At 70.6% G+C, this 24,298-nt stretch carries 19 protein-coding genes; 9 read left to right on the top strand and 10 right to left on the bottom strand.

Features of this window, described 5'->3' with window-relative positions; translation table 11 throughout:
- Genes C8E87_RS17685 through C8E87_RS17670 form a run of 4 tightly spaced genes read left to right on the top strand, consistent with a single transcriptional unit; the run spans position 1 to position 4,193 of the window.
- Positions 1-1,929 (top strand): DMT family transporter, encoded by a 1,929-nt coding sequence (locus C8E87_RS17685; RefSeq protein WP_133874114.1) that lies wholly within the window; start codon positions 1-3, stop codon positions 1,927-1,929.
- Positions 1,930-1,933: 4 nt separating this feature from the next.
- Positions 1,934-2,479 (top strand): hypothetical protein, encoded by a 546-nt coding sequence (locus tag C8E87_RS17680; RefSeq protein WP_133874113.1) that lies wholly within the window; start codon positions 1,934-1,936, stop codon positions 2,477-2,479.
- The gene (locus C8E87_RS17675; RefSeq protein WP_133874112.1) at positions 2,476-3,591 is read left to right on the top strand and encodes a M23 family metallopeptidase; all 1,116 of its coding nucleotides are present in this window, start codon (positions 2,476-2,478) and stop codon (positions 3,589-3,591) included. Before C8E87_RS17680 ends, C8E87_RS17675 begins: the two co-directional genes overlap by 4 nt.
- Positions 3,588-4,193 (top strand): hypothetical protein, encoded by a 606-nt coding sequence (locus tag C8E87_RS17670; protein ID WP_133874111.1) that lies wholly within the window; start codon positions 3,588-3,590, stop codon positions 4,191-4,193. The genes C8E87_RS17675 and C8E87_RS17670 overlap by 4 nt, the downstream gene beginning before the upstream one ends.
- A gap of 1 nt (position 4,194) precedes the next feature.
- Here C8E87_RS17670 and C8E87_RS17665 read toward each other — a convergent pair whose 3' ends face one another.
- Complete coding sequence (locus C8E87_RS17665) at positions 4,195-4,713, bottom strand: hypothetical protein (protein WP_239080547.1); 519 nt, start codon at positions 4,711-4,713, stop codon at positions 4,195-4,197.
- A 117-nt stretch (positions 4,714-4,830) separates the two neighbouring features.
- Between C8E87_RS17665 and C8E87_RS17660 the strand changes: the two genes are divergently transcribed.
- Both C8E87_RS17660 and C8E87_RS17655 read left to right on the top strand, forming a co-directional pair.
- Positions 4,831-7,455: an FtsK/SpoIIIE domain-containing protein gene (locus tag C8E87_RS17660; RefSeq protein WP_133874110.1), complete on the top strand. Its 2,625-nt coding sequence runs from the start codon at positions 4,831-4,833 to the stop codon at positions 7,453-7,455.
- Positions 7,452-8,135 carry a hypothetical protein gene (locus C8E87_RS17655; RefSeq protein WP_239080545.1) on the top strand — a complete coding sequence of 228 codons (684 nt, stop codon included), beginning with the start codon at positions 7,452-7,454 and terminating at the stop codon, positions 8,133-8,135. Before C8E87_RS17660 ends, C8E87_RS17655 begins: the two co-directional genes overlap by 4 nt.
- Positions 8,136-8,395: 260 nt before the next feature.
- On the opposite strand, the gene C8E87_RS17650 is transcribed toward C8E87_RS17655, so the two are convergent.
- Positions 8,396-8,797, bottom strand: coding sequence for a RidA family protein (locus C8E87_RS17650; RefSeq protein WP_166661184.1), 402 nt, complete (start codon positions 8,795-8,797; stop codon positions 8,396-8,398).
- A 39-nt stretch (positions 8,798-8,836) separates the two neighbouring features.
- Positions 8,837-9,304 (bottom strand): MarR family winged helix-turn-helix transcriptional regulator, encoded by a 468-nt coding sequence (locus C8E87_RS17645; RefSeq protein ID WP_133874109.1) that lies wholly within the window; start codon positions 9,302-9,304, stop codon positions 8,837-8,839.
- Between the two features lie 64 nt (positions 9,305-9,368).
- On the opposite strand from C8E87_RS17645, the gene C8E87_RS17640 reads away from it, so the two are divergent.
- Positions 9,369-9,872, top strand: a complete 504-nt coding sequence (locus C8E87_RS17640; protein ID WP_133874108.1) for a carboxymuconolactone decarboxylase family protein — start codon at positions 9,369-9,371, stop codon at positions 9,870-9,872.
- Here the strand turns inward: C8E87_RS17640 and folE are convergent.
- The 6 genes from folE to dacB form a co-directional block, all read right to left on the bottom strand.
- The gene (gene folE, locus C8E87_RS17635) at positions 9,869-10,516 is read right to left on the bottom strand and encodes a GTP cyclohydrolase I FolE (RefSeq protein ID WP_133876896.1); all 648 of its coding nucleotides are present in this window, start codon (positions 10,514-10,516) and stop codon (positions 9,869-9,871) included. The genes C8E87_RS17640 and folE overlap by 4 nt on opposite strands.
- Entirely contained in the window at positions 10,513-12,528 is a 2,016-nt protein-coding gene (gene ftsH / locus C8E87_RS17630) for an ATP-dependent zinc metalloprotease FtsH (protein WP_133874107.1), read from the bottom strand. The genes folE and ftsH overlap by 4 nt, the downstream gene beginning before the upstream one ends.
- 287 nt (positions 12,529-12,815) lie before the next feature.
- A complete protein-coding gene (gene hpt, locus C8E87_RS17625; protein WP_133874106.1) occupies positions 12,816-13,391 on the bottom strand; it encodes a hypoxanthine phosphoribosyltransferase in 576 nt (191 codons plus the stop codon).
- Between the two features lie 138 nt (positions 13,392-13,529).
- Positions 13,530-14,603, bottom strand: a complete 1,074-nt coding sequence (tilS, locus tag C8E87_RS17620; RefSeq protein ID WP_133874105.1) for a tRNA lysidine(34) synthetase TilS — start codon at positions 14,601-14,603, stop codon at positions 13,530-13,532.
- Positions 14,604-14,614: 11 nt separating this feature from the next.
- Complete coding sequence (locus C8E87_RS17615) at positions 14,615-15,676, bottom strand: zinc-dependent metalloprotease (protein WP_133874104.1); 1,062 nt, start codon at positions 15,674-15,676, stop codon at positions 14,615-14,617.
- Positions 15,677-15,730: 54 nt separating this feature from the next.
- Positions 15,731-17,122 carry a D-alanyl-D-alanine carboxypeptidase/D-alanyl-D-alanine endopeptidase gene (gene dacB / locus C8E87_RS17610; RefSeq protein WP_239080544.1) on the bottom strand — a complete coding sequence of 464 codons (1,392 nt, stop codon included), beginning with the start codon at positions 17,120-17,122 and terminating at the stop codon, positions 15,731-15,733.
- An 882-nt stretch (positions 17,123-18,004) separates the two neighbouring features.
- On the opposite strand from dacB, the gene C8E87_RS17605 reads away from it, so the two are divergent.
- On the top strand, positions 18,005-18,508 hold the full coding sequence (locus tag C8E87_RS17605; RefSeq protein WP_133874103.1) for an inorganic diphosphatase: 504 nt from the start codon (positions 18,005-18,007) through the stop codon (positions 18,506-18,508).
- Positions 18,509-18,649: 141 nt separating this feature from the next.
- Here C8E87_RS17605 and eccD read toward each other — a convergent pair whose 3' ends face one another.
- Positions 18,650-20,083, bottom strand: coding sequence for a type VII secretion integral membrane protein EccD (eccD, locus tag C8E87_RS17600; RefSeq protein ID WP_133874102.1), 1,434 nt, complete (start codon positions 20,081-20,083; stop codon positions 18,650-18,652).
- Positions 20,084-20,224: 141 nt separating this feature from the next.
- On the opposite strand from eccD, the gene eccCa reads away from it, so the two are divergent.
- Entirely contained in the window at positions 20,225-24,196 is a 3,972-nt protein-coding gene (eccCa, locus tag C8E87_RS17595; RefSeq protein WP_133874101.1) for a type VII secretion protein EccCa, read from the top strand.
- Positions 24,197-24,298: the final 102 nt, after the last annotated feature.

Raw genomic sequence — 24,298 nt, 5'->3', positions numbered from 1 at the left:
ATGGTGCGGCGGGGGTTGGCGCTGCTGGTGACGATGTTCGTCATGGTGGTGGCGTCGATCGTGTGGGCGGTGGCGGCTCCGCCTGCTTCGGCTGCGCCTGTACGGGCTCCGGGCGGGGCTTGCAGCGTCGAGGAGTGGCAGCAGGACTTCAAGGGGTGCGTGAGCCGCTTGAAGGAGGTGGGTGCGAGCCGGGCGTCCTGTTTGACTCCGCCTACGCCGAGCACACCGGACTCGGGCCTCGCCGGATGGTTCGCAGAGCGCCCCGCGTCGGCCAGCGCCAAGAACAGCTTCCCCGGCCTCTACAGCGATTACGGCTATGCCGGTTACAGCTACACCACTTATGACCTCGACAGCGGCTGCGCGTCAACGCTTGTCGACCCAGATTACAAATTTGAAACCACGATCGCCAATGGCGAATTTATGGTCGCCACTGCCATTATCGGCGCTTCCAACGCCTTGCGCGAACGCGCGTGGAACCCCCAAACGCTGTGGGGCTGGGCCGATCCGCTGGTCGACCAGGCGACCAAGGCAGTTTACGAAAAGGTCTTCAGCGTATTCGGCGTGATCACGCTTGCCATCGTCGGCATGTACCTCCTTTGGCGGTCCAAGCAAGCCGATATGGGGGCAGCGACCACGACAGCGGGGTGGGCACTTCTAGTCATGGTCGCGGTTACCGCGATTGCCGCATGGCCGGTCAAGTCCGCCAACATCGCAGACGGAACCCTAATAACTACCCTCAGCGTGGTACATGACGCTGTTGGCCCTCGTCCCGAGAAACCGACCGAATGTGTGCTCGGTGGCAACTCATGTGAGGACAATCGGCCGCCGGCGGTCCGTGCGAGCGATACCGCGACTGAGACAATGCTCTACCGCAACTGGCTTCGTGGCCTCCTCGGCTCGGCTGACAGCGAGACAGCCAAGAAGTACGGGCAAGCGCTCTACGACGCCCGTTCTCTCACTTGGGACGAGGCTCAGCGGATTCGCGCGAACTCCGCGACTCGTGACGGCGTGCTCGACGGCAAGAAGGAGCAGTGGGAAAGGGTCGCAGAGCAAATCAAGCAAGAAGACCCCGAGGCCTACCAGTACCTCCAGGGCGTCAACGGTATGGATCGCATCGGTGCCGGTTTCATCGCTGTGCTCGCGGCCGTCATGTTCGCGATGTTTGACCTCACTGCGTCAGTCCTCGTCTTGCTTGGCTTCCTGGTGTTCCGGTGGGCCGTCATCGCGGCGCCGATCCTAGGCACCGTGGGGCTGCTGCGCCCGGCAAACGCAGGCATCAAGCGGCTCGGCAACGCCGTCGTGGCTGCGATCTTCAACATCGCGGTATTCGGAACAGGCGCAGCGATCTACCTGTTCGCCGTCGATTTGATCATGAACACCGCGACCCTGCCCGGCTGGCTCCAGGTTGTGCTCGTCTTCCTCTGCGGTCTGGTGGGCTGGCTGCTGCTGCGGCCTTACCGGCGGGTGGCCCAACTCGGTGGCAAGGACAACGCACGCACGATCACCACCGGTTCGTGGACCCGTAAGTTCTTCCAGGACATGCGGGAGGCGTCCAAGGTCGATCCGGTCGATGCCGGTGACGGTCAGGTGGTCGGCAAGGGCGGTGGACGCACGGTCTACATCGATCAGGGCAACCTGCGGCCCGAGGCCCGGCTGGAGGATCCGTCCCACGCCGCGCGGCGGGCCGAGCCGGCGCCCGCGACCGCCGGCGCCCCGACCAGGCCGGACGGCAACGAGTCCGTTCGCGACGACGTCCCGGGGACCGGCACCTCGGCGGGCAAGGCGCCACCGAGCCGCCAGCGGCGCTCGCCCGGCTGGACCGAGCCCGACGTCTCCGAGCAGCCGTCCTCCTACGCCATTTATCGGCCGGAGACCGGCAGCACCACCGCCGAGCCGTCCACACCGCGTATCCGTTCCGAGGCCAAGTGATCGCATGCCCCGCACTCTCGAGCTCGGCCTCAACCGCATCTTCCGGTCGCGCTGGGGCGTAGCGGTCGTCCTGGCCGTCATCGTCCTGGCGATCATCGGCGTCGGCCGGCTGTTCACGGACGGTGACGACTCGCCGCCGCCGCTGGGCGTCGCGTCGCCCGGTCCGCCGGTGAGCGCGGACCCGAAGCAGGACGACAGCATCATCGACACGGCCCCGCCGCCGAGCCCGTCGACCTCCCCGGGGCGCGCCCAGCCCGAGGCGGTCGCCTACGCCTTCGCCTCGGCCTGGGCCGACCATCAGAACGTCACCCCGAAGGCGTGGCGCGCGCAGCTGCTGCCCAACTCCACCTCGAAGCTCTCCGACGAGCTGGAAGGGGTCGACCCGGTCTCGGTGCCCGCCGACCGGGTGACCGGCCGCCCCAGCCTCGTGCCGGTCAGCGCGACCGTGGTCAACGCGATCGTCACCATGGACACCGGGAAGCTCAGCCTGCGCCTGGTCTCGCCGGACGGGCACTGGCGGGTCGACGGGATCGACTGGGAAGCGGCGTGAGCATCCCTCGGCCGCGGAAAATCGTTCTGCTTGTCGCCCTGGTCGCGACGCTGGTCCTGCTGTGCTGCGGCGGAAGCGTCACGGCCCTGCTGGTCGGCGGTCTCACCGACGAGGGCAGCGACAAGCTGACCGCCTCGGGTGGCTGCGGCAAGGCCGGGCCGATCGACCCGGACACCAAGCTGCCACGGATCCGGCCCTACGGCGCCGAGCAGATCCGCAACGCTGCCGTGATCATCAATGTCGGCGCCGACCTGAAGATGCCACCCCGGGCCTGGGTCATCGCGGTCGCCACGGCCATGCAGGAGTCGCGGCTCAACAACCTGGGCAACCTCGGCGCGCGCAACGACCACGACTCGCTGGGGCTGTTCCAGCAGCGGCCGAGCAGCGGCTGGGGCACACCCCAGCAGGTGCAGGACCCGGTCTACTCGAGCACGAAGTTCTACAAGAAGCTCAAGACCATTCCCGGCTGGGAGAAGATGCCGCTGACCCGGGCGGCGCAGCGGGTGCAGATCAGCGCCTACCCGGACGCGTACGCGAAGCACGAGCCGATCGCCACCCAGATCGTGAACACGCTCGCCGACGGCGCCGCCAACGCGGTCGGCAGCTCGGTGGCGATGGTGTGTGCCTCAGCCGGTCAGATCGCGGCGTCCGGCTGGACCCTCCCGACCGGCGCGGTGGTCGGCTCCGGGTTCCGCACCGCCTCCCGTCCGAACCATCAGGGTGTCGACCTGATCGCCGGCAAGCAGACCCCCATCATGGCCGCGGCGAGCGGCATCGTCTCGATGGTCAAGTGCGACGAGGACCGCCGCGGACGGCGTACCTGCAACGTCGACGGCTACCCGGGCAAGGGCGGATGCGGTTGGATGGTGGAGATCCAGCACGCCGGCAACGTCATGACGAGGTACTGCCACATGGTCACGAGGCCGTTCGTGCGGGAGGGGCAGGAGGTCGCCGCCGGTGAGCTGATCGGCCGGGTCGGCAGCAGCGGCAACTCGTCCGGACCCCACCTGCACTTCGAGGTTCACCTCAACAACGATCGCTCCAGCGCCGGAGCGATCGACCCGGTGCAGTTCATGCGCGAGCAGGGCTCGCCGCTGGGCGGCCCGGGATGAGCCGGGAACCGTTCCCCGACCCGTTCGCCGGGCACCCCGAATGGCAGCTCGACCCGCCGCGCCCGATCGTGCCGACGCCCGCCACGATGAGCGGTCAGCTACGCGGGCGCCGGGTCCTGATCGGGTTGCCGGGCCACGGGTGGCGTTCCGATCTGCGCGCCGACGAGAAGGTCGTCCAGGGCAGCCGCACCTACGTGCCGGTGATGTCCGAGGGTGAGTGGTACCGCGCCGAGGCGGAACAGACCGAGATCTTCGCGCCGCTCGTGCCGGTGGAGCGGGTCTGGGTCGAAGAACTCGGCGTTGCCGGCATCGCCCTGCCGGCCGACGATCTCAATGCACGTCTGGTGTCGCTGGACGAGCCCTCCCGCCGCACCCCGGTGGCGGCTCTCGACGCCACGTCGTTGTCCGGGCGGCGGGTCGTCCGGCTGCTCGACGACGGCGGCGAGGAGCGGGATCTGCGCGCCGTGACCGAGCTGCACACCAACCACGAGGGCGAGGTCTGCGCCCGCGTCACGGCCGAGCTCGACTGGTATCGCTGGGGGTGGAGCGGCCACACCCCCCGTACGCTCGAAGTCCCAGCGCACCTGCTCTGGGCTGAGTGACCTACGAGATCTGGGTCGCTCCGCAGACTCGCCAGCCGTCCTCGTCGACCAAACTGAGACGCCAAGTATCGGTCACCCGACCGGACTGATTCGACGCCGTCTTGATCAAGTCGGTCTCGACCTCGGACCGTGTGCCGTTCGTCTGGACGGTGAAGGTCGTCCACGTGACGGCGATGCCGACCGAGAACTGCTTCTCTCGGCTCACGACATCGGAGCGATACTCGGCGATTTCTTGGAAGTTGCCGCCCGATTTGCACTGGTACAGCGTCGTCCGTTGATCGTCGCGGTTGACCAGATAAGCCCGGAGGAAACTGTCGGCTACCGCGTCGGGTTCGGCGCGTTCGATCTTTGTTTCCTCGTCGTAGAGCAGCACCGCCACCCCCACCCCACCCAGGCAGAGCAGCGCGACAACCCCCGCCCCCAACGCGATCCACAACCGCAACCGCCGATTCCGCGGCTTCTTGACCGGGGCAGCCTCGACCTCCGGCACGCCCGGCGGCGGCGTAGTGGGTCCGGTCACTGGCTCCTGCGGCTGCACACATACGACAGTAGTGCCTCCGCACACCTATCCCCCGGACGGGCCACGAGCGGCACAACCCCGGACGACGCGGACATCGATCCGGCCACCGGGAACGCGATGCCCCGGCCGGTCTGGGATAAGTTTTATCCGCGCACAAGGGAGGTGGGGGCGGTGGTGGATTCGGCTTTGCGGGTCCAGCAGGCTGCCGCTCTGCACCGGCAGGCGGCCGCCCTCGCGCAGGCCGCCTCGACAGCGCTCGACGCCGACGGCTCCTCGCCCGACCCGCGCGAGCAGCACCGCCTGGCCGAGGATCTGCGGGCGGCGGCCGGCGCGCTGGCCCCGGGCTGGCTCGGCGCGCCCCTGGAGGCGCAGTCGGTGAACACTCCGCTGGGCGGCGTCTATCCGCCGCAGTTCGTGCGGCTCGGGGCCGCTCAGCTGCTCGACGACGCCCGTTTCCCGGCGATCATCCCGCTGCTCGGCACGGGCCATCTGACGATCGACGCCACCGCCACCGACGCGCGCGTCTTCGGGTTGCTGCGGGCGATCCTGTTGCGCCTGCTGGCCGCCGCCCCAGCCGGTTCGCTGCTGGTCCGCGCGGTCGACGGCATCGGCGGCGGCGAGGTGTTCGCCCCGTTCGCCGATCTCTGCGACGCGGGCCTGTTGTCGCCGCCGGCCACCGATCGTCAGGGCCTGCGCGATGTGCTGGCAGAGGCCGAGAAGTGGTTGCGCCCGGGTCGTGGGGTGGCCCCGCGCCGCACCCGGCGTGACCGGATGATGCTGGTGGTCATCGCGAGCCTGCCCGAGCTGACCGAGGGCGAGGAGTTGCGGCGCATTGCCGCGCTGGCCCAGCAGGGTCCCGAGTCGGGGCTGCACCTGGTCGTGGCGGGCTGGCCGCCGCCCCCGTTGACGGCCGAGACGACCCAGGCGCCGCTGCCGCGTACGACGATGGTGTCGGTCCGCAATCCGTACGCGGTGATCGGCGATCCGCCCGGGGCCACGTACGGGTCGACGCCGGACGTGTCGTGGCTGAACGCGCCGGTCTTCCTCGACGAGGACCCGCCGCCCCACCTGGTCGACTCGGTCTGCCGTGAGCTGGCCGCCCATTCCGCCGCGGCGTCCCAGGTCACGCTGGCCGATCTGCTGCCCGAGCCGGGTGAGCCGCTTTGGCCGGGCGACGCCGCCGAGGGTTTGAGCACGGTGGTGGGCCACGACGGGGACACCCCGCTGGTGCTGCGTTTCAACGACCTGACCCCGCATTGGATGGTGGGTGGCCGGTCCGGCGCGGGCAAGACGGCGTTCCTGGTCAACGTCCTGTACGGGTTGGGCGCCCGGTACAACCCGTCCGAGCTGGCGCTCTATCTGCTCGATTTCAAGGAGGGCGTGACCTTCGCCGAGTTCGTGCCGACCCGCCACGACCGCACCTGGCTGCCGCACGCGCGCGCCGTGGGTGTCGAGGCCGATCGGGAGTACGGTCTGGCTGTGCTCCGCGCGCTCAATGCGGAGATGTCGCGCCGTTCCACCGCGTACGAGAGGGCTGGGGTCTCGACGCTCAAGGAGCTGCGCGCCGCCGCGGCCGAGGACGGTCTGAAACGTCCGTTGCCTCGCATCCTGTGTGTGATCGACGAGTTCCCGGTGCTGCTGGCCGGGGGTGACCCGGTGGCGGTCGAGGCGACGTCCCTGCTCGAGTCGCTGGCCCGTACGGGTCGTTCGTGCGGCATTCACGTGGTGCTGGCGAGCCAGGGCACGACGGGCGTGTCGGCGCTGTACGCCAAGCGCGACTCGGTCTTCGGCCAGTTCCCCGTACGCATCGCCCTGCCCGGCGGCGGCGACGTGCTGGAGCCGGCCAACGACTCGGCGGCGGGTCTGCCCCTGGGCACCGCGGTGGTCAACACGGCGGGCGGTCTGGGCGGGCCGCGCGGCGCCACCCGGGGCCACGAGCGCATCATCCGTTTCCCCGACCCGCACGCCGACGAGGAGCAGCTGAGCGACCTGCGGCACAGGTTGTGGGGCGCCCGCGACCCTGAGTCGCAGCCGCCGCGCGTCTTCGCCGGTTATGCCCATCAGCATCTGGCCGACGACCCGACGTATCGCGCCGCGCTCGCCGGTCGGGGTGGCGGTCCGGCCGCCCTGGTCGGTCGCATGCTCGACGTGGGCCTGTCCACTGTGGCGTTCCCGCTCGACGCCTCACCCGGGCGGCACCTGGCCATTTTCGGGTCGCAGGCGTCGGCGTCCGAGGTGCTCGACGCGGCCGCTCGCAGTGTGGCCGCGTTCCACCAACCGCGTACGGCACGCTTTGTGATCGCCTCTCTGGTCGCCGAGGGTGACCGTCTCGCCGAGGCCCTGGCCACTGAGATCGGGCATCGCCAGGAGGTGGTACGCGTCGACCGGGCTGGGCTGGCCGCCGAGCTCGACGCCGCGCGCCCGGGTTATCGCGTGGTGTTCGGCATGGACGCCATGGCGCCCGAGAGCTTGTCGGCCTTTTTGCGGGAAGGGCCGGCCCGTGGCGCCCACCTGTTGTCGTGGTGGCCGGATCCGCGCGAATTCACCCATGGTGATCACGTGGCCGGGCTGATGTTCCTCAACGTGCCGCCGGCCGAGATCGGCGCGACGATCGGCGAGCCGGTGGAGTGGCAGCCCCGGCCGAACCGCGCGTTGCTGCACGATCGCCAGTCCGGCCGCTCGGTCACGCTGGTGCCGTTCCTCGACCCCGGCGTGGGTGACGACTGGGGTGATGAGTCGTGACCGATCAGCAGCAGACGACCAGCCCGATCCCGGCTCAGCCGGCGCCCCCGGCCCCGGGCCCGTGGGCCGACTACCTGGCGGCCGCTCAGCGCCTGGACGCCGTACGCCGGGCCGCGAGCGCCGCGTCGGCCGAGCATCAGGCGGCGGTCTCGGCCGCCCGGCAGGAGCTTTCCTCCGTACGCGCCCGGATCGCGGCCCAGGAGGCGCGGCTCACGCACGAACTGGGCGTCCCGGTGCCGGAGGTGCGTCCGGGGCCCGCCGACCTGGAGGTGGCCGCTCGGGCCGCCGGATCGGGTCTCGCGTCCGCGCTCGGCGCTCTGCAGCAGGCCCGGCGGGCCGCCGACGCCGGTGACGCGATCCTGGCCGAGGCGGCACCGGCCCGCCGCTGGCGTCCGTGGGCCCGCAACCTGCTCGTCTACGGCCCGTTCGCGGCGGTGGTGCTGATCGTGCAGATCGCGCTCTACTTGGTGGCGTCGCCCGGGTCGGTGCCGACGTACGCCCTCCTGTGCGGCCTGACCATGCCTCTGCTCGCCTTCGGCCTGGGCTGGGTGACGATCGGCTTCGTCTACGGCGGCGAGCCGGGCGGTGTCGACCGCACCCCGATCATCGGGGCCGTGGCCTGTCTGGTCCCGGTGCTGCTGACCTGCATGGGCGTCGGCCTGGCCAGCTTCTTCAATTGACCGGACCGCCAACCAGCGACCCCGCTCGATCACGCCGTCAAGCCAACCCCAACCAGCGCCCCGCTCGATCACAGCGTCAAACCGACCGCAACCAGCGCCCCGCTCGACCACGCCGTCAAGCCAACCCCAACCAGCGCCCCGCTCGATCACAGCGTCGAGCCAACCCGCAGCCGGCGAGCCGCTCGACCACGGCGTCAAACCGACCGCAACCAGCGCCCCGCTCGACCACAGCGTCGAGCCAACCCGCAGCCGGCGAGCCGCTACAGGGCGGCGGTCAGGTCGACCTCCACGAGCTGGCCGCGGAAGCCGAGCGCGGTCACGCCGAGCAGCGTCGAGGCGGTGGTGAAGGCCGGGGCCAGCGGCGACTCGTTGAGCCTGTCCCACACCGCGGCGAGCTGGGCGCTGTCGGCGCTGACGACATAGATCACCGAGCGCACCACATCGCCGGGTTTCGCGCCGGCCGCCTCGAGCACGGCCAGGCAGTTGGCGATCACCTGGTCCGTCTGCGCGTCGAAGTCACCCGCTTCCCCGACCACGGCGCCGTCGAGGTCGAGGGGGCACTGCCCGGCCAGGTGGGCGAGCCGGCCCTCGGACGTGACGGTGATGTGCGAGTAGCCCGGAGGCTCGTGGACGGTCGGAGGATTGAGCTTCTTCTCGATCACCCGGCCAGTATCGCGGCGCCCGCCGGCGGCGGACAGCGATTAACCGAACCAGCCGGGCACGCCGACCGGGAAGCCTGCCGAGGGCACGACCGTACGCAGCGAGGACTCGAGCGACGCGACACGCTCGGCGCCCAGCCGCTCGACCCAGCCGGCCCGCAGCCGGTCGAAGATCTCGGCCGACTGGCTCAGCATGTCGAGGCCGAGCGGGGTCAGCCGGACCAGTTTGCGGCGGGCGTCGTACGGGTCGTCGGCGCGCTCGACGTAGCCGAGGGCGACCAGACGGTCGACGGTCTTGCCGGCGGCCTGTTTCGAGACGCCCAAGCGCCGCCCGACCTCGCTGGCCGTAGCGCCCGCCGGTCCGATCGCCTGCATCGCGAAGCCGTGCACGGGCCGCACCTCAGGGTGGCCGCGCCGGGTCAGTTCCGCGTGCAGCTCGTCGATCAGCGCGCGGAAGCCCGCGAACAACAGCAGCGGCAACTCGAAGCCGGGTGTGTCCTCAGCCGGCATTGGTAAACTCGACAACCTGGTTTACGGTTTGGTTAACCACGTTGACGAGTCTACCGGAGGAACCATGTTCGTTCAGCACACCATCGAGTCGGCGCCCGCCGCTTCCCGCCCGCTGATGGAGTCGACCGTGCGGCATCTGGGTCATCTGCCCGACGCGGTCTCCCGGCTCGCCGAGTCGCCCGAGATGCTCCGCGGGTTCCTGCAGGCCAGCGCGCTGTTCGAGGGAAGCACGCTCGATCCGCTGGCCCGCGAAGTGGTGGTGATGGTGATCGCCGCCCGTCATCGATGCCGGGTCTGCCTGGCCATGCACACCGGCCGCCTGCGCGAGCTGAAGGCCGACGCCGCGCTGATCACCGCGTTGCGTACGGGGGCGCCGCCGACCGACCCCAGACTGGCCGCGCTGCGGGACTTCACGCTGCGGGTGCTGGCCACGTCGGGCGAGGTGCCGGATCACGAGATGGCGGAGTTCGTGGCCGCCGGCTTCACCCGCCGTAACGCGCTCGAGGTGGTTCTCGGCATCGGGACGTACACGATGTCGACACTGGCCAACCGCATGGTCGGCGCCTAACGGGCGTTGATCAGCGCCATCGCCTCGGCGCGCACCTTGGCGTCGGTCTGGTAGGCCCCGCGCACCGCCGAGGTGACCGTACGGGCGCCGACCTTGCGAATGCCACGCATCTCCATGCACAGGTGCTCGCACTCGAGCACCACTATCGCCCCGCGCGCGTCCAGCTTCGCCATCAGCAGGTCGGCTATCTGCGAGGTCAGCCTCTCCTGCACCTGGGGGCGGCGGGCGTAGACCTCGACCAGCCGGGCCAGCTTGGACAGCCCGGTGATCCGTCCGTGCGGACCGGGGATGTAGCCGATGTGCGCCACGCCCTTGAACGGGAGCAGATGGTGTTCGCACATGCTCATCACTTCGATGTCGCGGACGAGCACCATCTCTTCGTGGTCGGCCTCGAAGGTCGTCCTCAGGACGTCCGCCGGGTCGACCCGCAGGCCGGCGAAGAGTTCCGCGTACGCCCGTGCCACCCTCGCCGGGGTGCGTTCCAGCCCGTCGCGATCGGGGTCTTCGCCGATCGCGATGAGGATCTCGCGAACCGCCTTCTCGATCCGCCCGAGGTCGACGGCCTGCTCGACCGGAGCACCGGTGAGCTTGCCGTCGACCAGACGGGCGGCGAGATAGTCCAGATCGTCGTCGTCGCTGATCAGTTGCTGCCTTCCGAGCTGCTGCCGTTCGGGTTGGGCCCGACAGCGATCTGCCCGTCCGCCTCGGCCTGCGCCTTGAGCTTGTCGCGCTCGGCCGGGGTCAGCACCGGGGGCGCCTCGGAGGGCAGGCGCTTGCCGAAGCCGTTGAACGGCGACATCGGCGGGCGCTTGACCACGCGGGCACAGATCCTGTCCATGTCCTCGCGGGTGATGGTTTCCTTCTCCATCAGCTCGAGAACCATGCTGTCGAGGACGTCCCGGTATTCCACCAGGATCTCCCACGCCTCGTCGTGCGCCAGCTCGATCAGCGCGCGCACCTCGGCGTCGATGTCGGCCGCCACCGAGTCGGAGTAGTCCCGCTCGTGGCCCATGTTGCGGCCCATGAACGGCTCGTCCCCGCTGGTGCCGTACTTGACCGCACCGAGCTTGGAGCTCATGCCGTACTGGGTGACCATGGCCCGGGCCAGGCCGGACGCCTTCTCGATGTCGTTGCCGGCGCCGGTGGTGGGCTCGTGGAAGACCAGTTCCTCGGCGGCCCGGCCACCCAGCGCGTACGCCAGGGTGTCGATCATCTCGGCGCGGGTCTGGGTGTACTTGTCCTCGGTCGGCAGCACCAGCGTGTGACCCAGCGAGCGGCCACGCGGAAGGATCGTCACCTTGTGCACGGGGGCGGAGTGCGGCAGCGCGTACGCCACCAGCGCGTGGCCACCCTCGTGGTAGGCGGTGATCTTCTTCTCGTTGTCGCTCATCGCCCGGGTACGGCGCTCGGGGCCGGCGATGACGCGGTCGATCGACTCCTCGAGGAACTCGTTGGAGATCGCCCGCTTCTCGTTACGCGCGGTCAGCAGCGCGGCCTCGTTGATCACGTTGGCCAGGTCGGCGCCGGAGAAGCCCGGCGTGCGGCGGGCCACCGAGTCGAGGTCGACGTCCGGCGTGAACGGCTTGCCCTTGGCGTGCACCCGCAGGATCTGCTTGCGACCCTCCATGTCCGGGTTGTCCACCGGGATCTGGCGGTCGAAGCGGCCCGGGCGCAGCAGGGCCGGGTCGAGGATGTCGGGCCGGTTGGTGGCCGCGATCAGGATGACCCCGCCCTTGGTGTCGAAGCCGTCCATCTCGACGAGCAGTTGGTTGAGCGTCTGCTCGCGCTCGTCGTGACCGCCGCCCATGCCGGCGCCGCGGTGACGGCCGACGGCGTCGATCTCGTCGACGAAGACGATCGCCGGGGCGTTCGCCTTGGCCTGCTCGAACAGGTCGCGGACGCGGCTCGCGCCGACACCCACGAACATCTCGACGAAGTCGGAACCGGAGATCGAGTAGAACGGCACCCCGGCCTCGCCGGCGACCGCGCGGGCCAGCAGCGTCTTACCGGTTCCGGGCGGGCCGAACAGCAGCACGCCCTTCGGAATCTTGGCGCCCAGAGCCTGGTACTTCGCCGGGTTCTGCAGGAAGTCCTTGATCTCGTGCAGTTCCTGGACGGCCTCTTCCGAGCCCGCCACGTCGGCGAACGTCGTCTTGGGCGTGTCCTTGGTGATCATCTTGGCTTTGGACTTGCCGAAGTTGAGCACCCGCGAGCCGCCACCCTGCATCTGCGACATGAACAGCAGCAGCAGGATCACGAGGATCGCGATCGGAAGCAGGTTGATCAGCAGGCTGAAGAGGATGTTGTCGCCCGAGACCGTGGTGTTGATCGTGCCGGTGATCCGGCCCGCGGTCTTGGCCTCCTGCACGTCGTTCCAGACGTCACGTCCGGCCTCGTACAGGTACTGAGTCTCGATCTTGTCGGTGGTCTTGCCCTCGAACCGCTCGGGCGAGGCGAGATCGATCTGGAGCGTCTGCTCCTTGTCCTTCTGGACGACCTTCTCGATGCCGGGCTGGTTCAGGCGCTCGAGCGCCACCGAGGTATCTACGCGCTGGTAGCTCGGACCACTGGTGAAGAACGAGCTCAGCGCAATCACGCCGATGATCACCAGAATGATCCAGACCACCGGGCGGCGGAAGAAACGCGTACGTTCCATACTGTTGTCGGGCGCCAAGCGCCCGGACCCTCCTGATCGGCGTCCTGGTCACCAACGTGCCGCCCACCGGCGGCCCCGGTCTGATACCCCCGCGGTAGCGAAGAAACCCCCGGCCCCTCCGGCGCTTGTGGCACTGCGCCATCGGTCACTCGACGGTACACCGTACGTGCCGCTTGCGAACCCGTGAGCCCGTCGCCCGGGCCTGCACCGGCGGTCACACGTCGAGCCAGCTTTAGTGGCAAAACCGCCCATAAGGACGGATTTCTGAGAAGAGGCTGAGAAACGGTTCAGCTACGGGCGTAGACCTCGGGCTTGAGCACCCCGACGTACGGCAGCTCACGGTAGCGCTCGGCGAAATCGAGCCCGTAGCCGACGACGAACTCGTTGGGGATGTCGAACCCGACGTACTTCACCGGGACCTGCACCTTCACGGCGTCGGGCTTGCGGAACAGCGCGACCACCTCGACGCTGGCGGCCGAGCGCGACCGCAGGTATTTCATCAGCCACGACAACGTCAGGCCGGAGTCGACGATGTCCTCCACCACGACCACGTGCCGGCCCGTGATGTCGCGGTCGAGGTCCTTGAGGATGCGCACCACACCCGAGGACGTGGTGCCCTGCCCGTACGACGAGACAGCCATGAACTCCATCTCGGTCGACGGGCCGTGAGCGGCCAGCGCGCGAGCGAAGTCGGCCATGAACATGACCGCACCCTTGAGCACGCAGACCAGCAGAATGCCGCCCTCCGCATCGGTGTGGTCGGCGGAAACCTGCTTCGCCAGTTCGGCGATCTTTTCGCGGATCTGCTCCTCGGAGATGATCACGTGATCGATGTCGGCGTCATACCAGGACCCGTCAGCCATGGCCCCAGCGTGCCGCATGAAGGTTGCCGGTTGCCGCACGGGGCACCGATCATCTAGGGCCGAACCGGAGTAAATGGGCGGGTTCCGCCCACCGCGACCGGCGAATCCGACATCAGGAGTGACAACTCTCACAAGGCGTCAGGGCACTCGAACGAGTGCTCCCTGATCTCGGACCACCTGGATCCCGCCCGGCAGGTGTACGGCCCCTTGCCCGCGCCACTGCGTCACCAGAGCGTCAAGCGCCTCGATGTGCCGGTGCGAGAGGGCGCTGCCGGGCGCGCCCAGCTCCCGGGCCCACATGTGCAACACCCGCCGCCTGACCGCCGCCGACATGACCGACAAGCCGGAAATATCGAGCTTCAAGCAATCTGGCGTGCGGAGCAGCCGCCGCCTCCCCCACCCGCCCTGGGACATGGGGGCGGAACCTACACCGCTGTCAAGCTGGTCGGGGCCGGTTGTCCACAGTTCGCCGGCCTGTGCGTCCGGCCCGCCGCCAGTTGTCCACAGGGCGGCCGCCGCCTGCGCGTCCAGTGCCTCGTTGTCGGCCGCGATCATCGACGCCGAGCGCGCCAGATTCGCCACCACAGCCGGGCCGAGCGCCTCGACCAGAGCCGGAAGAGCCATTCCCCGTACGCGGGAACGCGCGAACGCCGGATCCGAGTTGTGCGGGTCCTCCCACGGCGTCAACCCGAGCGCCGCGCACGCCTTACGCGTGTCGGCCCGCGCCACGTCCAGCAGCGGCCGCAGGAAGATCCCTTTGCGCGCCGGCATCCCCGACAGTCCGCGCGGCCCCGCCCCCCGGGCCAGCGCCAGCAGCACCGTCTCGGCCTGGTCGTCACGCGTGTGTCCGAGCAGCACGGCCACCGCACCCACCCGGGTCGCGAAGTCGGCCAGCGCCGCGTACCGGGCGGTTCGCGCCGCCGCTTCGGGCCCGCCCGGCAGCCCGGCCACCGAGACCGTCTCCACCGTCACCGGGTCGAAGCCGGCCGAGGTGGCCCAGGCCGCGACCTCAGCGGCCCGCCCGGCCGACCCCTCCTGCAGTCCGTGGTCAACGGTGACGAGACCGACGGAACGCCCCACGAACCGGGCCGCCGCAGCCAGGGCAAGCGAATCCGCCCCGCCCGAGCACGCCACCAGCACCAACCCGTCCGCCGGCAACGTGCGGCGCACGGCCAGCCGCACCGCGGCGACGGCAGGGGGGATGCGAGCCATCGGACGGGAGCTCAGCCGCCGATCGCGGGCTGCGGCCCGTGCACCCGGGTCACCCAGGCGTCGGGGTCGCTGAGCTCGTCGAGCCGCGGCAGCGTGAGCGGCGAGTCGAAGATCTTGTTGAAGCCGTCCATGCCGACCCGCTCGACCACACCGTGCACGAACTTGCGGCCCTCGGCGTACTGCCGCATCTTGACCTCGATGCCCAGCAGCCGGCGGACGGCCTTCTCCAGCGGGTTGCCGCTCTCGCGCCGCCGGTTGAACTTGGCCCGGATCGACTCGACGCTCGGGATCACCTCGGGCCCGACACCGTCCATCACGAACTCGGCGTGCCCCTCGAGCAGGGTCATCAGCGCGGTCAGGCGGTCGAGCACCGCCTTCTGCCCGGGGGTCTGCACGATGTCGAGCACCGAGGAACGCGACTCGGGGTCGCGCAGCGCGTCGGAGAGCGTGGCGACACCGCGGCGCATGCGCTCGAGAATGTGCTCGGTGCTCTGCGAGGCGTCGACGAAGGCCTGCACCTCGCCCAGGAAGTAGCCGCGCATCCACGGGACCGCGGTGAACTGGGTGCGGTGGGTCACCTCGTGCAGGCAGACCCAGAGCCGGAAGTCGCGCGAGTCGGCGCCCAGCTTGCGTTCCACCTCGACGATGTTGGGCGCGTTGAGCAGCAGCTGACCGGGGTTGCCGGAGAACACCTCGTACTGCCCGAGGACCCGGCCCGAGAGGTACGCCAGGATCGTGCCGGCCTGCACCCCGGTGACCCGGGAGCCGATCGCGTCGGCGAGCCCGCCGGGCTGCTTGTCGCCCGAGAGCCGGGTGACCAGCGGAATGATCACCTGTTTGAGGCCGGCGATGTTGACGGCGGCCCAGTCCTTGCGGTCGACCACCCGTACGGGCGGCACCTCGACCTGCGGGTTGAGCCCGGTGTAGGCGGCCACGTGCCCGGCCGCCTCGTCGGTCAGATTCCGCAGCTCGGTCACCACCGCCATCGCGTCGTCGTAGGACACCGCGGGGCCGGATTTTGACAGCGCGCCCGCGGTAGCGGCGGCCAGATCCCAGTCAACGAACTGCGCCATGTCCACCACCGTACCCGCGGAAATCGAGCTCAGACCTCAGGTGAAACCCGGAGATCAGCACCCACAGGTGACGAGCCGGGCCGCGACCTTGTCGAGCGCGGCGCGCCCGGTGATCGCGTTCGCCGAGCCGCTCGCCATGATCGCGAAGACCAGCAGCCGCCCGTCGGCCGTGGTCAGCACGCCGGCCATGGTGTTGACGCCGCTCAACGTGCCGGTCTTGGCCCGGACCACCCCCTGGCCGACCTGGTTGGGCTGCGGCGTGACGAACCGCTTGGTCATCGTGCCCGACCAGCCCGCCACCGGGAGCCCGCCGAAGATGCTGCTCAGCGCCGGGCGCTGCCCCGACGCGGCGAGGGCCAGCAGCTCGGTCAGCATCGCCGGGCTGATCCCGTTGTTGCGCGACAGGCCGCTCGCGTCGTACAGGTTGGCCTCGTCCGCCGGAAGCCCGAGGTCGCGCATCCGGGCGACGATCGCGTCGGTGGCCGCGTCGAACGTGGCCGGCTTGCCGTCGGCGATCGCCACGTGCCGGCCCAGCGCCTCGGCCGCCGTGTTGTCGCTCTGCTCGAGCATCCAGTCGGTGAGCTGCACCATCGGCGGCGACTGCACGACACCCAGCTGCTGCCCGGGAGTCCAGCCGCCGGTGTCCGCCGAGGCCGGCGCCGCCGTCGGGGCCTTGCCCTTCTTGACGGCCGACGAGGGCACGCCGAGCAGCTTCGCGAACGCCCGGGCCGCCGCGTCGGCCGGGTTCGCCGAGCGCGGGTCGCCGCCGAACTCGTTGTGGATCGGCCGCACCCGGCCCGCGTTGACCATGAGCGCCTGGATGCGGGACACCTGCCCGAACGAGATGTCGGTGGAGTCCCAGCCCTTCGCCGTCTCGGGGCCGCTGAACAGCGAGGTGTCGTACCGCAGGCTGGTCGCCGCGGTTGCGCCCAGCGCCTTCTTGACCTGGGCCGCCAGCAGGTCGAGCCGGGCCGCCCCCGGGAACAGGGTGTTCTTGGTGGTAGCCAGCGTCGGGTCGCCGCCGCCGATCAGCACGACCTCGCCGGGTGCGCTGCCCGCCACCGCGCGGGTGCTCAGCCTGTACGAGGGGCCGCGCGCGTCCAGGACCGCCGCCGCCGTCAGCAGCTTGGTCGTCGACGCGGGAGTGGTCATGGTGTCCGCGTCACGCTCGTAAAGCACCTCGTCGGAGGCCACGTCGAGCACCGCCACGTGCACCTTCGTGCCGAGCGCGGCCGACTTCACGAGCGGGTCGATCGCCCTGGTAACGCCGTCACTCGTGGGGGCCGGGCCGCCGCCGGTCGCCGCCACCAGCACCGGGCTGGGCGACGGGTCGGGCGTCGTCGGGGCGGGCGTGGGCGCGCTGGTCGGTTCGGCCGACAACCACCCGTCGACCGGTCCGGGGCGTACGAGGGCGATCACGCCGGCCCCGCCGACCAACAAGATCAAGACCGAAAGAGCAAAAACCCATTTCGTACGAGTTCTGGAATCCGTTCTCGCGGCACCTGGCCCAGCGCCGTCGTTGGTCCGGGCCGACTCGCCCGCTACGGGGGATGATGCCGGGTTGCGCCCATCCGGCGCGCCATCCCCCGCCGTCCCGCCAACAGCCGCCGCCCCCGAACCGCCCCCGGCCCGCCACCCGCCGCCGCACCCGGTCCCGCCGCACCCGACCCCGCCGCCGCACCCGGTCCCGCCGCACCCGACCCCGTTGGCGACGTCGGCCGCACATTGCTGAGCCGCACATTGTTGATCGGCACCGCAGCCCGCCCGTAGGTTCCGCCCGTCACTGCCGGCGGCGTGGCCCAAGCGCCCTGGGCCCGCTCTTCCGAGGCCGCCGGCGCGGCGAAGTCCGCCGTCTCGCCGGCCGGAACGTCGCGCGGATCCCGGGGCCGCGCGGGCTCGTTTCCGCCTCGAGGCGAACTGCTCGAAACGTCTGCCCGACCGGACGCCGATTCCGGCCGAACGGACGGCTGAATCGCGCTCTGCGGTGACGCTTGAGGCTTTTGTGCCGACACGTGACCGCTGAGGTCGACGGTCGGGCCGGGCTGCCCCGAAGAATCACCCTCGCGGGCCGCCGCCGGGTTACCGTTTCCCGAGCCCCGATGCGACTCGGACACGCCGTCGTACCGGGGACCATCGTGTGAATCTTGCCTCCCCACAAGCCCCTCCTAGAACGCGGCGTAAGACTTAGGGGAGACTAGCGACATCCGGCACACCGTCGCGCGCGGATCCTGTCGGCCGCCACTGTTTTGAACAGACCTGGTCCGGCCACAGTTTTCCCCGCCCGTGGGACCGGTCTTCTCTCAAGCGGGCGAACAAGGGAGTCACATCATGGATTTCGACGTAGTGGTTGAGATCCCCAAGGGCCACCGCAACAAGTACGAGGTCGACCACAAGACTGGTCGCATCCGGCTCGACCGGACCCTGTTCACCTCGACGCAGTACCCGGCTGACTACGGTTTCATCGAGGGCACCCTCGGCCAGGACGGCGACCCGCTGGACGCGCTCGTGCTGGTGCAGGAGCCGACGTTCCCGGGCTGCCTGATCCGCGCGCGGGCCATCGGCATGTACCGCATGACCGATGAGAAGGGCCGCGACGACAAGGTCCTCTGCGTGCCGTTCGAGGACCCGCGTCAGGAGCACCTGCGCGACATCCACCACCTGGGTGAGTTCGACCGGATGGAGATCCAGCACTTCTTCACGGTCTACAAGGACCTCGAGCCGGGCAAGTCGGTCGAGGGCGCCACCTGGACGGGCCGGGTCGAGGCCGAGGAAGAGATCAAGGCCTCGTTCAAGCGGCAGGAGGCCGCCGAGGCCGAGGGCCTCGATCACTGATCTGAGCAGAGGAACGTCGCGCCCCGCCGTCGCCCGCCGACGTCGCGCGACCGCGCGCGCGGACGGAGCTGGAAAGCCTCGTCCGCGCGTTTCTTCGTTCAGCGGCTGATGCGGGCTACCGCGTCGTGAGGTCCGTCGAGTTCAGCGGCTGATGCCGGTCACGGCGTCATAGAGGCCGACGACGGCGCACGCCACCGGGATCACCGACACGACCACGAGCGTGTCCAGCAGGTCGGCGGCCCGGCCCAGGTAGGGCGACGGCGGCTTGCGGGAGTAGGTCGCACCGGCCACCACGGTGAGCAGAGCCAGCACCAGCGCCGCCCCGGTCACCCCGAGCAGCACCGCGGGGCCGGCGTCGCGCAGCATGTCGATGCCGAGCGCGGCGACGCCGGCCAGGCCACCCACGACCAGCGGCACCCGCTGGCGCAGCGTGACGAACAGCCGCGAGCGCAGCAGCAGGGCGGCCGCCGAGACGGCCATCAGGATCCGGGCCGACAGTGAGCCGGCCGCGGCCAGGACGCCGAACGCGGCCACGGCCAGCACGGCGTGGCCGAGCAGCATGCCGGCCAGCAGTTCCTCGGTGCGCGTGACGGCCGCGAAGACGGTGGCCCGGTCGGGACGTTCGCGGGCGGCGTCGAGCGCGCTCGCGGCGCTGACCCCGGTGAAACCCTCGGACGCCTCGGCGCCGGTCGGCAGCGTGACCGGCGGCATGGGCACCTTGCCGAAGCGGATGGCGAGCAGCGGCAGCGCGCCGATCCCGCAGACCAGAATCGAGATCAGCACGGCGGCGGCGCCCGCGGCACTGGTGAACATGCCGGCCAGGGCGGCGATCGCGCCGAACAGCCCGACCACGGCCCCCGCCGTGAACAGGCGCAGCTGACCCGAGACCCCGACCGCGCCCAGCGCGGCCACCAGCAGCAACGCGACCGAACCGGCCAGCAGCTCGGAACCGCCGAGCCAGGGCAGCAGGCCGAACACTCCCACCCGGTCACCGGTCGCCACCAGCACGGCGCCGCCGGCGAAGGCGAACGGCATCGCGTACGCGCCCAGGGCCGCCCCGGCGCGGGCATCCCCGTACGCCCGGGAGGCTGTCACCCCCGCCAACGCCAGCAGGACCGCCAGGCCGAGCCCGGCGTACGCGGCGCCGGCCCACCCCGGGCCGGCGGCGAGCACCGCGATCAGGCCCAGCGCGAGCAGCACCCCGGCCCCGACCAGCGTGGCCGTGCGGGTGGAGGCGGGCGTCCAGGCGTTGCCGCGACGGCGGGCGCCCTCGGCGATGGCCTCGACCACGTCGTCGTACTCGAGCTCGGGCCACTCGTCGTGGGCCGGCACCAGGTGGAGCACCTCGCCGTCCCGTACGCCCTGGGGGAAAAGACCTTGGGCCGTGGCCAAGGCGACGCCGTCGGTGCGCCGGAGCACCCACCCGCCGTGTTTCTCACCGTCGTCGGCGAGGCCCTCGCCCGCGTGACGCAGCACCTCGGGCAGCAGCTCGGCCAGCGGCACGTGCTCGGGCAACGCCACGTCGATGCGGCGCTGCGGGGCGCTGATGGTGACCCGCGCCAGTCCGATGCTCATCGATACACCTCCCCCAGGTGCCCGGTTTGCCCATCGACGAAGACGAGGCTGCGGGCGCAAGCGCACTTTACCTACCATGAGGCCAACGGAACGCCCGGCGGCAGAGTCACACCTTTGTGGACGAAAGGGATCAACGGCCGAATGAGTACGGTAGTGATCAAGCGGTCGGCCCGGCGCCCCGCGCCGGAGATTCCGACCGGCGAGATCGCTGTCGAGCCACCACCCGAGATCCCGCAGGCGGCCGGGGGCCGCTGGCAGCAGGCGATGATGGCGCTGCCGATGCTGGGCGGCTCGGTCGCGATGGCGATGATGATGGGGCAGGGCCGCACCGGGCCGTACTCCTATGTGATCGGTGGCCTGTTCGGGGTCTCCTCGATCGCGATGCTGGCCACCAGCTTCGGCTCGAACGGCTCCCCCAAGAAGGCCGAGATGATGGCGGCCCGCCGCGAATACCTGCGGCACCTCTCCGGCCTGCGCAAACGCGTCCGCGAGACGGCCCGCAAGCAGCGCGTCGGCCTGCTCTACCGCCATCCCGACCCCACCAAGCTCTGGTCGACCGCGGGCAGCCACCGGGTGTGGGAAAGGCGTACCAGCGATCCCGACTTCGGCGTCGTCCGCCTGGCCGTCGGCCCGCAGACTCTGGCCACTCCGCTGCTGCCACCGGTGACGCGCCCGCTGGACGAGCTCGAGCCGATGACCGCGGGCGCGTTGCGGCGCTTCCTCGACGCCTACTCGGTTGTGCCCGACCTGCCCGTGGCGGCCTCGTTGCGCGGGTTCGCACGGGTCTTCCTACGCGGCAGCGGGCCCGGCACCACGTCCGACGTACAGGGTCTGAGCCGCGCGGTCGTCGCCCAGTTGGCCACGTTCCACGCGCCCGACGACCTGATCGTCGCGGTCTGCGCCGGCCCCGAACGCCGCGCGTCGTGGGAGTGGGTCAAGTGGCTGCCGCACAACCTGCACCCGGCCCGCACGGACGCGCTGGGCCACGTGCGCCTGGTCGCCGGCACCGGTCAGGAACTGGAAAAACTGCTGGAAGACGTGATCGGCAACCGGCCCCGGTTCAACCCGGCGGGCCAGAGCGTGAGCACGCCGCACGTGGTGATCGTGCTCGACGGCGCCGATCTCAAGGGCGCGACCCAGCTCGACGACGGCATCGACGGCGTCACGGTTCTCGATCTCGACGAGCAGCCCCCACGCCTGCTCGACCGCTCGCTGCTCGTGCTCGAGGTCGCCCACCACGGCGGCCGCCGGGTGCTCAACACGTACTCGATGGAGCACGAGGCCGAGGTCGGCACCCCCGACCGGCTCAGCGTCGAGGAGGCCGAGGCGGTCGCGCGCCGGCTGGCTCCGCTGCGGCTGGCCGCGATGTCGAAGTCGGCCGACACACCGCTGGCGACCGAGATGGGGCTGTCCGACCTGCTCGGCATCGGCGACCCCGAGACGTTCAGCGTGGCCCAGGCCTGGGCGCCGCGGCCCAACCGCGACAAGCTGCGCGTGCCGATCGGCGTGGGGGCGGACGGCGCCCCGGTCGAGCTCGACCTCAAGGAGTCTGCGCAGGACGGCATGGGCCCGCACGGCCTGCTGATCGGCGCCACCGGCTCCGGCAAGTCCGAGCTGCTGCGCACGCTGGTGCTGGCGCTGGCCACCACGCACTCGTCCGAGACGCTCAACTTCGTCCTGATCGACTTCAAGGGCGGGGCGACGTTCGCCTCGCTCGACCGCCTGCCCCACACGGCCGCCGTCATCACCAACCTGGCCGACGAGCTGCCCCTGGTCGATCGCATGGTCGACGCGATCGACGGCGAGATGATCCGGCGGCAGGAAGTGCTGCGCAAGGCGGGCAACTACGCCAGCCTGCGCGACTACGAAAAGGCCCGGGCCGGTGGCGCCGCGCTGCCGCCACTGCCGTCGCTGCTGGTGATCTGTGACGAGTTCTCCGAGCTGCTGTCGGCCAAGCCGGACTTCATCGATCTGTTCGTCCAGATCGGACGCCTCGGCCGCTCGCTCGGCGTGCACCTGCTGCTGGCCAGCCAGCGCCTCGAGGAGGGACGGCTGCGCGGGCTCGACACCCACCTGTCGTACAGGGTGGGTCTGCGGACCTTCTCGGCGCTCGAGTCGCGGGCCGTGCTCGGTGTGCCCGACGCGTACGAGCTGCCGCGCTCGCCCGGTCACGGCTACCTCAAGTTCGGCACCGAACCGCTGGTCCGCTTCAAGGCCGCGTACGTCTCGGGCCCGCTGCCCAAGGTCCGCACGCGTGCCGCCGCCGGGGGAGCCGGGGCCGAGCCGCAGGTCCTGGCCTATTCGACGCGTTACGTGCCCGCACCCAAGCCGGTGAGGCCGGTCGAGCCGAAACCCGAGGAGATCCCGGCCGGCGAGAGCGTGCTCGACGTGACGGTCGACCGCCTCGGCGGCCAGGGACCCCCGGCCCACCAGGTGTGGCTGCCGCCGCTCAACCAGTCGGCGGCGCTCGACGAACTGCTCGGCCCGGTCGCCGTCGACCAGGCGCGCGGCCTGGCGTTCGCCAACCCCGAGCTGCACGGCGCGTTGCAGGTGCCGATCGCGATGATCGACAAGCCCCGCGAGCAGCTGCGCGACGTGATGTGGCTGCAGCTCGCGGGCGCGGCCGGGCACGTCGCGGTGGTCGGCTCGACGCTGAGCGGCAAGTCGACGGCACTGCGCGCGCTGGTGTGCGGGCTGGCGCTCACCCACACCCCGGCCGAGGTGCAGATCTACTGCCTCGACTTCGGCGGCGGGGCGCTGGGCACGCTGCGCGACCTGCCGCACGTGGGCGGGGTGTCCGGCCGCGTCGACACGGTGGGCGTCCGTCGTACGGTGGGTGAGATCTCGACGCTGCTGGCCGAGCGCGAGGCCCGGTTCAGCGCGATGGGCATCGAGTCGATGGCGTCCTACCGCCGGCGCCGGGCGAACACGGCATCGCAGGCCGGCGACAACGACCCGTTCGGCGACGTGTTCCTCGTGGTGGACGGCTGGTCCACATTGCGCAAGGAATACGAGGAGCTGGAGTCGGTCATCACCGACATCGCCACCCGGGGCCTCTCGTACGGCATTCACGTCGTCGCCGCGACCTCACGGTGGATGGACTTCCGGCCGGCGATCCGCGACCTGTTCGGCTCGCGTCTCGAGCTGCGGCTGGGCGACCCCAGCGACTCGACGGTCAACCGCCGGGCCGCGATGACCGTGCCCGAGAAACCCGGCCGCGGCATCATCGAGCACCCGACCGACAAGAACAAGTTCCTGCACCTGCTCACCGTGCGGCCCGAGCTGAGCACGCTCGCCGACACGAGCGACCTGGTCAAGGAGGTCGCGTCCAACTGGCACGGCGCTCCGGCCCCGCGGGTGCGCCTGCTTCCGGACGTGATCCCGTACGGGGAAGTGGTGGGTCTGAGCCGCAGCAGCGGGCTCCGTCTGCCGATCGGGATCGCCGAGGCCGACCTGCAGCCCGTCGAGATCGACTTCGGCTCCGACCCGCATTTCCTGCTCTTCGGCGACTCCGAGTGCGGCAAGTCGACGTTCCTGCGCGGCCTGGCCACGACGATCACGCAGCGGTTCGCGCCCGAGGAGGCGCGGATCATCCTGGTCGACTACCGGCGGTCCCTGATGGACCTGCCCGAGAGCGACCACCGCATCGGGTACGGCATCCAGGCCCAGAAGACCCTCGAGCTGATGCAGTCGGTCGCCGGTTACATGGAGCGCCGCCTGCCCGGCCCCGACGTGACCGCCCAGCAACTGCGCGAACGGTCCTGGTGGACCGGTCCGGAGCTGTTCGTGCTGGTCGACGACTACGACCTGGTGGTGGCCGGCCCGACCAACCCGCTGACGCCGCTGCTGGAGTACCTGCCCCAGGCGCGCGATGTCGGTTTGCACCTCATCCTGACCCGGCGTGCGGGCGGGGCCGGACGGTCGCTCTACGAGCCGGTCATCCAGCGGCTGCGCGAACTGTCGGCGCCCGGTCTGGTCATGTCCGGCCCGCCCGACGAGGGCGCGCTCGTCGGCCCGGTGCGCCCCGCCCCGATGCCGCCGGGTCGTGGCCGCCTCGTGACGCGGCGTGAGGGCATCCGGCTCATCCAGGTGGCCCACCTGCCGCCGTATTGAGATGCGCAAAGATTTAACAGACAGGACGTGCGACAACCATCGACCGATCCACTCCCCTGGACTCGGTTTAGGAGTAATCTGCATCGACCGTGTTCCCGGCTT

Source organism: Paractinoplanes brasiliensis (genome assembly GCF_004362215.1).
GTDB lineage: Bacteria > Actinomycetota > Actinomycetes > Mycobacteriales > Micromonosporaceae > Actinoplanes > Actinoplanes brasiliensis.
The sequence above is the reverse complement of the archived record's forward strand: the minus strand, read 5'-3'. Positions and strand labels throughout refer to the sequence as shown.

Coding starts and splice junctions, on each gene's coding strand:
- C8E87_RS17615 (WP_133874104.1), bottom strand. CDS start 15,676: ATGGCGCAGTTCGTTGACTGGGATCTGGCCGCCGCTACCGCGGGCGCG.
- C8E87_RS17645 (WP_133874109.1), bottom strand. CDS start 9,304: ATGCCGGCTGAGGACACACCCGGCTTCGAGTTGCCGCTGCTGTTGTTC.
- C8E87_RS17605 (WP_133874103.1), top strand. CDS start 18,005: ATGGATTTCGACGTAGTGGTTGAGATCCCCAAGGGCCACCGCAACAAG.
- C8E87_RS17670 (WP_133874111.1), top strand. CDS start 3,588: ATGAGCCGGGAACCGTTCCCCGACCCGTTCGCCGGGCACCCCGAATGG.
- C8E87_RS17640 (WP_133874108.1), top strand. CDS start 9,369: ATGTTCGTTCAGCACACCATCGAGTCGGCGCCCGCCGCTTCCCGCCCG.
- eccD (WP_133874102.1), bottom strand. CDS start 20,083: ATGAGCATCGGACTGGCGCGGGTCACCATCAGCGCCCCGCAGCGCCGC.
- C8E87_RS17680 (WP_133874113.1), top strand. CDS start 1,934: ATGCCCCGCACTCTCGAGCTCGGCCTCAACCGCATCTTCCGGTCGCGC.
- tilS (WP_133874105.1), bottom strand. CDS start 14,603: ATGGCTCGCATCCCCCCTGCCGTCGCCGCGGTGCGGCTGGCCGTGCGC.
- C8E87_RS17685 (WP_133874114.1), top strand. CDS start 1: ATGGTGCGGCGGGGGTTGGCGCTGCTGGTGACGATGTTCGTCATGGTG.
- hpt (WP_133874106.1), bottom strand. CDS start 13,391: ATGGCTGACGGGTCCTGGTATGACGCCGACATCGATCACGTGATCATC.
- eccCa (WP_133874101.1), top strand. CDS start 20,225: ATGAGTACGGTAGTGATCAAGCGGTCGGCCCGGCGCCCCGCGCCGGAG.
- ftsH (WP_133874107.1), bottom strand. CDS start 12,528: ATGGAACGTACGCGTTTCTTCCGCCGCCCGGTGGTCTGGATCATTCTG.
- C8E87_RS17660 (WP_133874110.1), top strand. CDS start 4,831: ATGCCCCGGCCGGTCTGGGATAAGTTTTATCCGCGCACAAGGGAGGTG.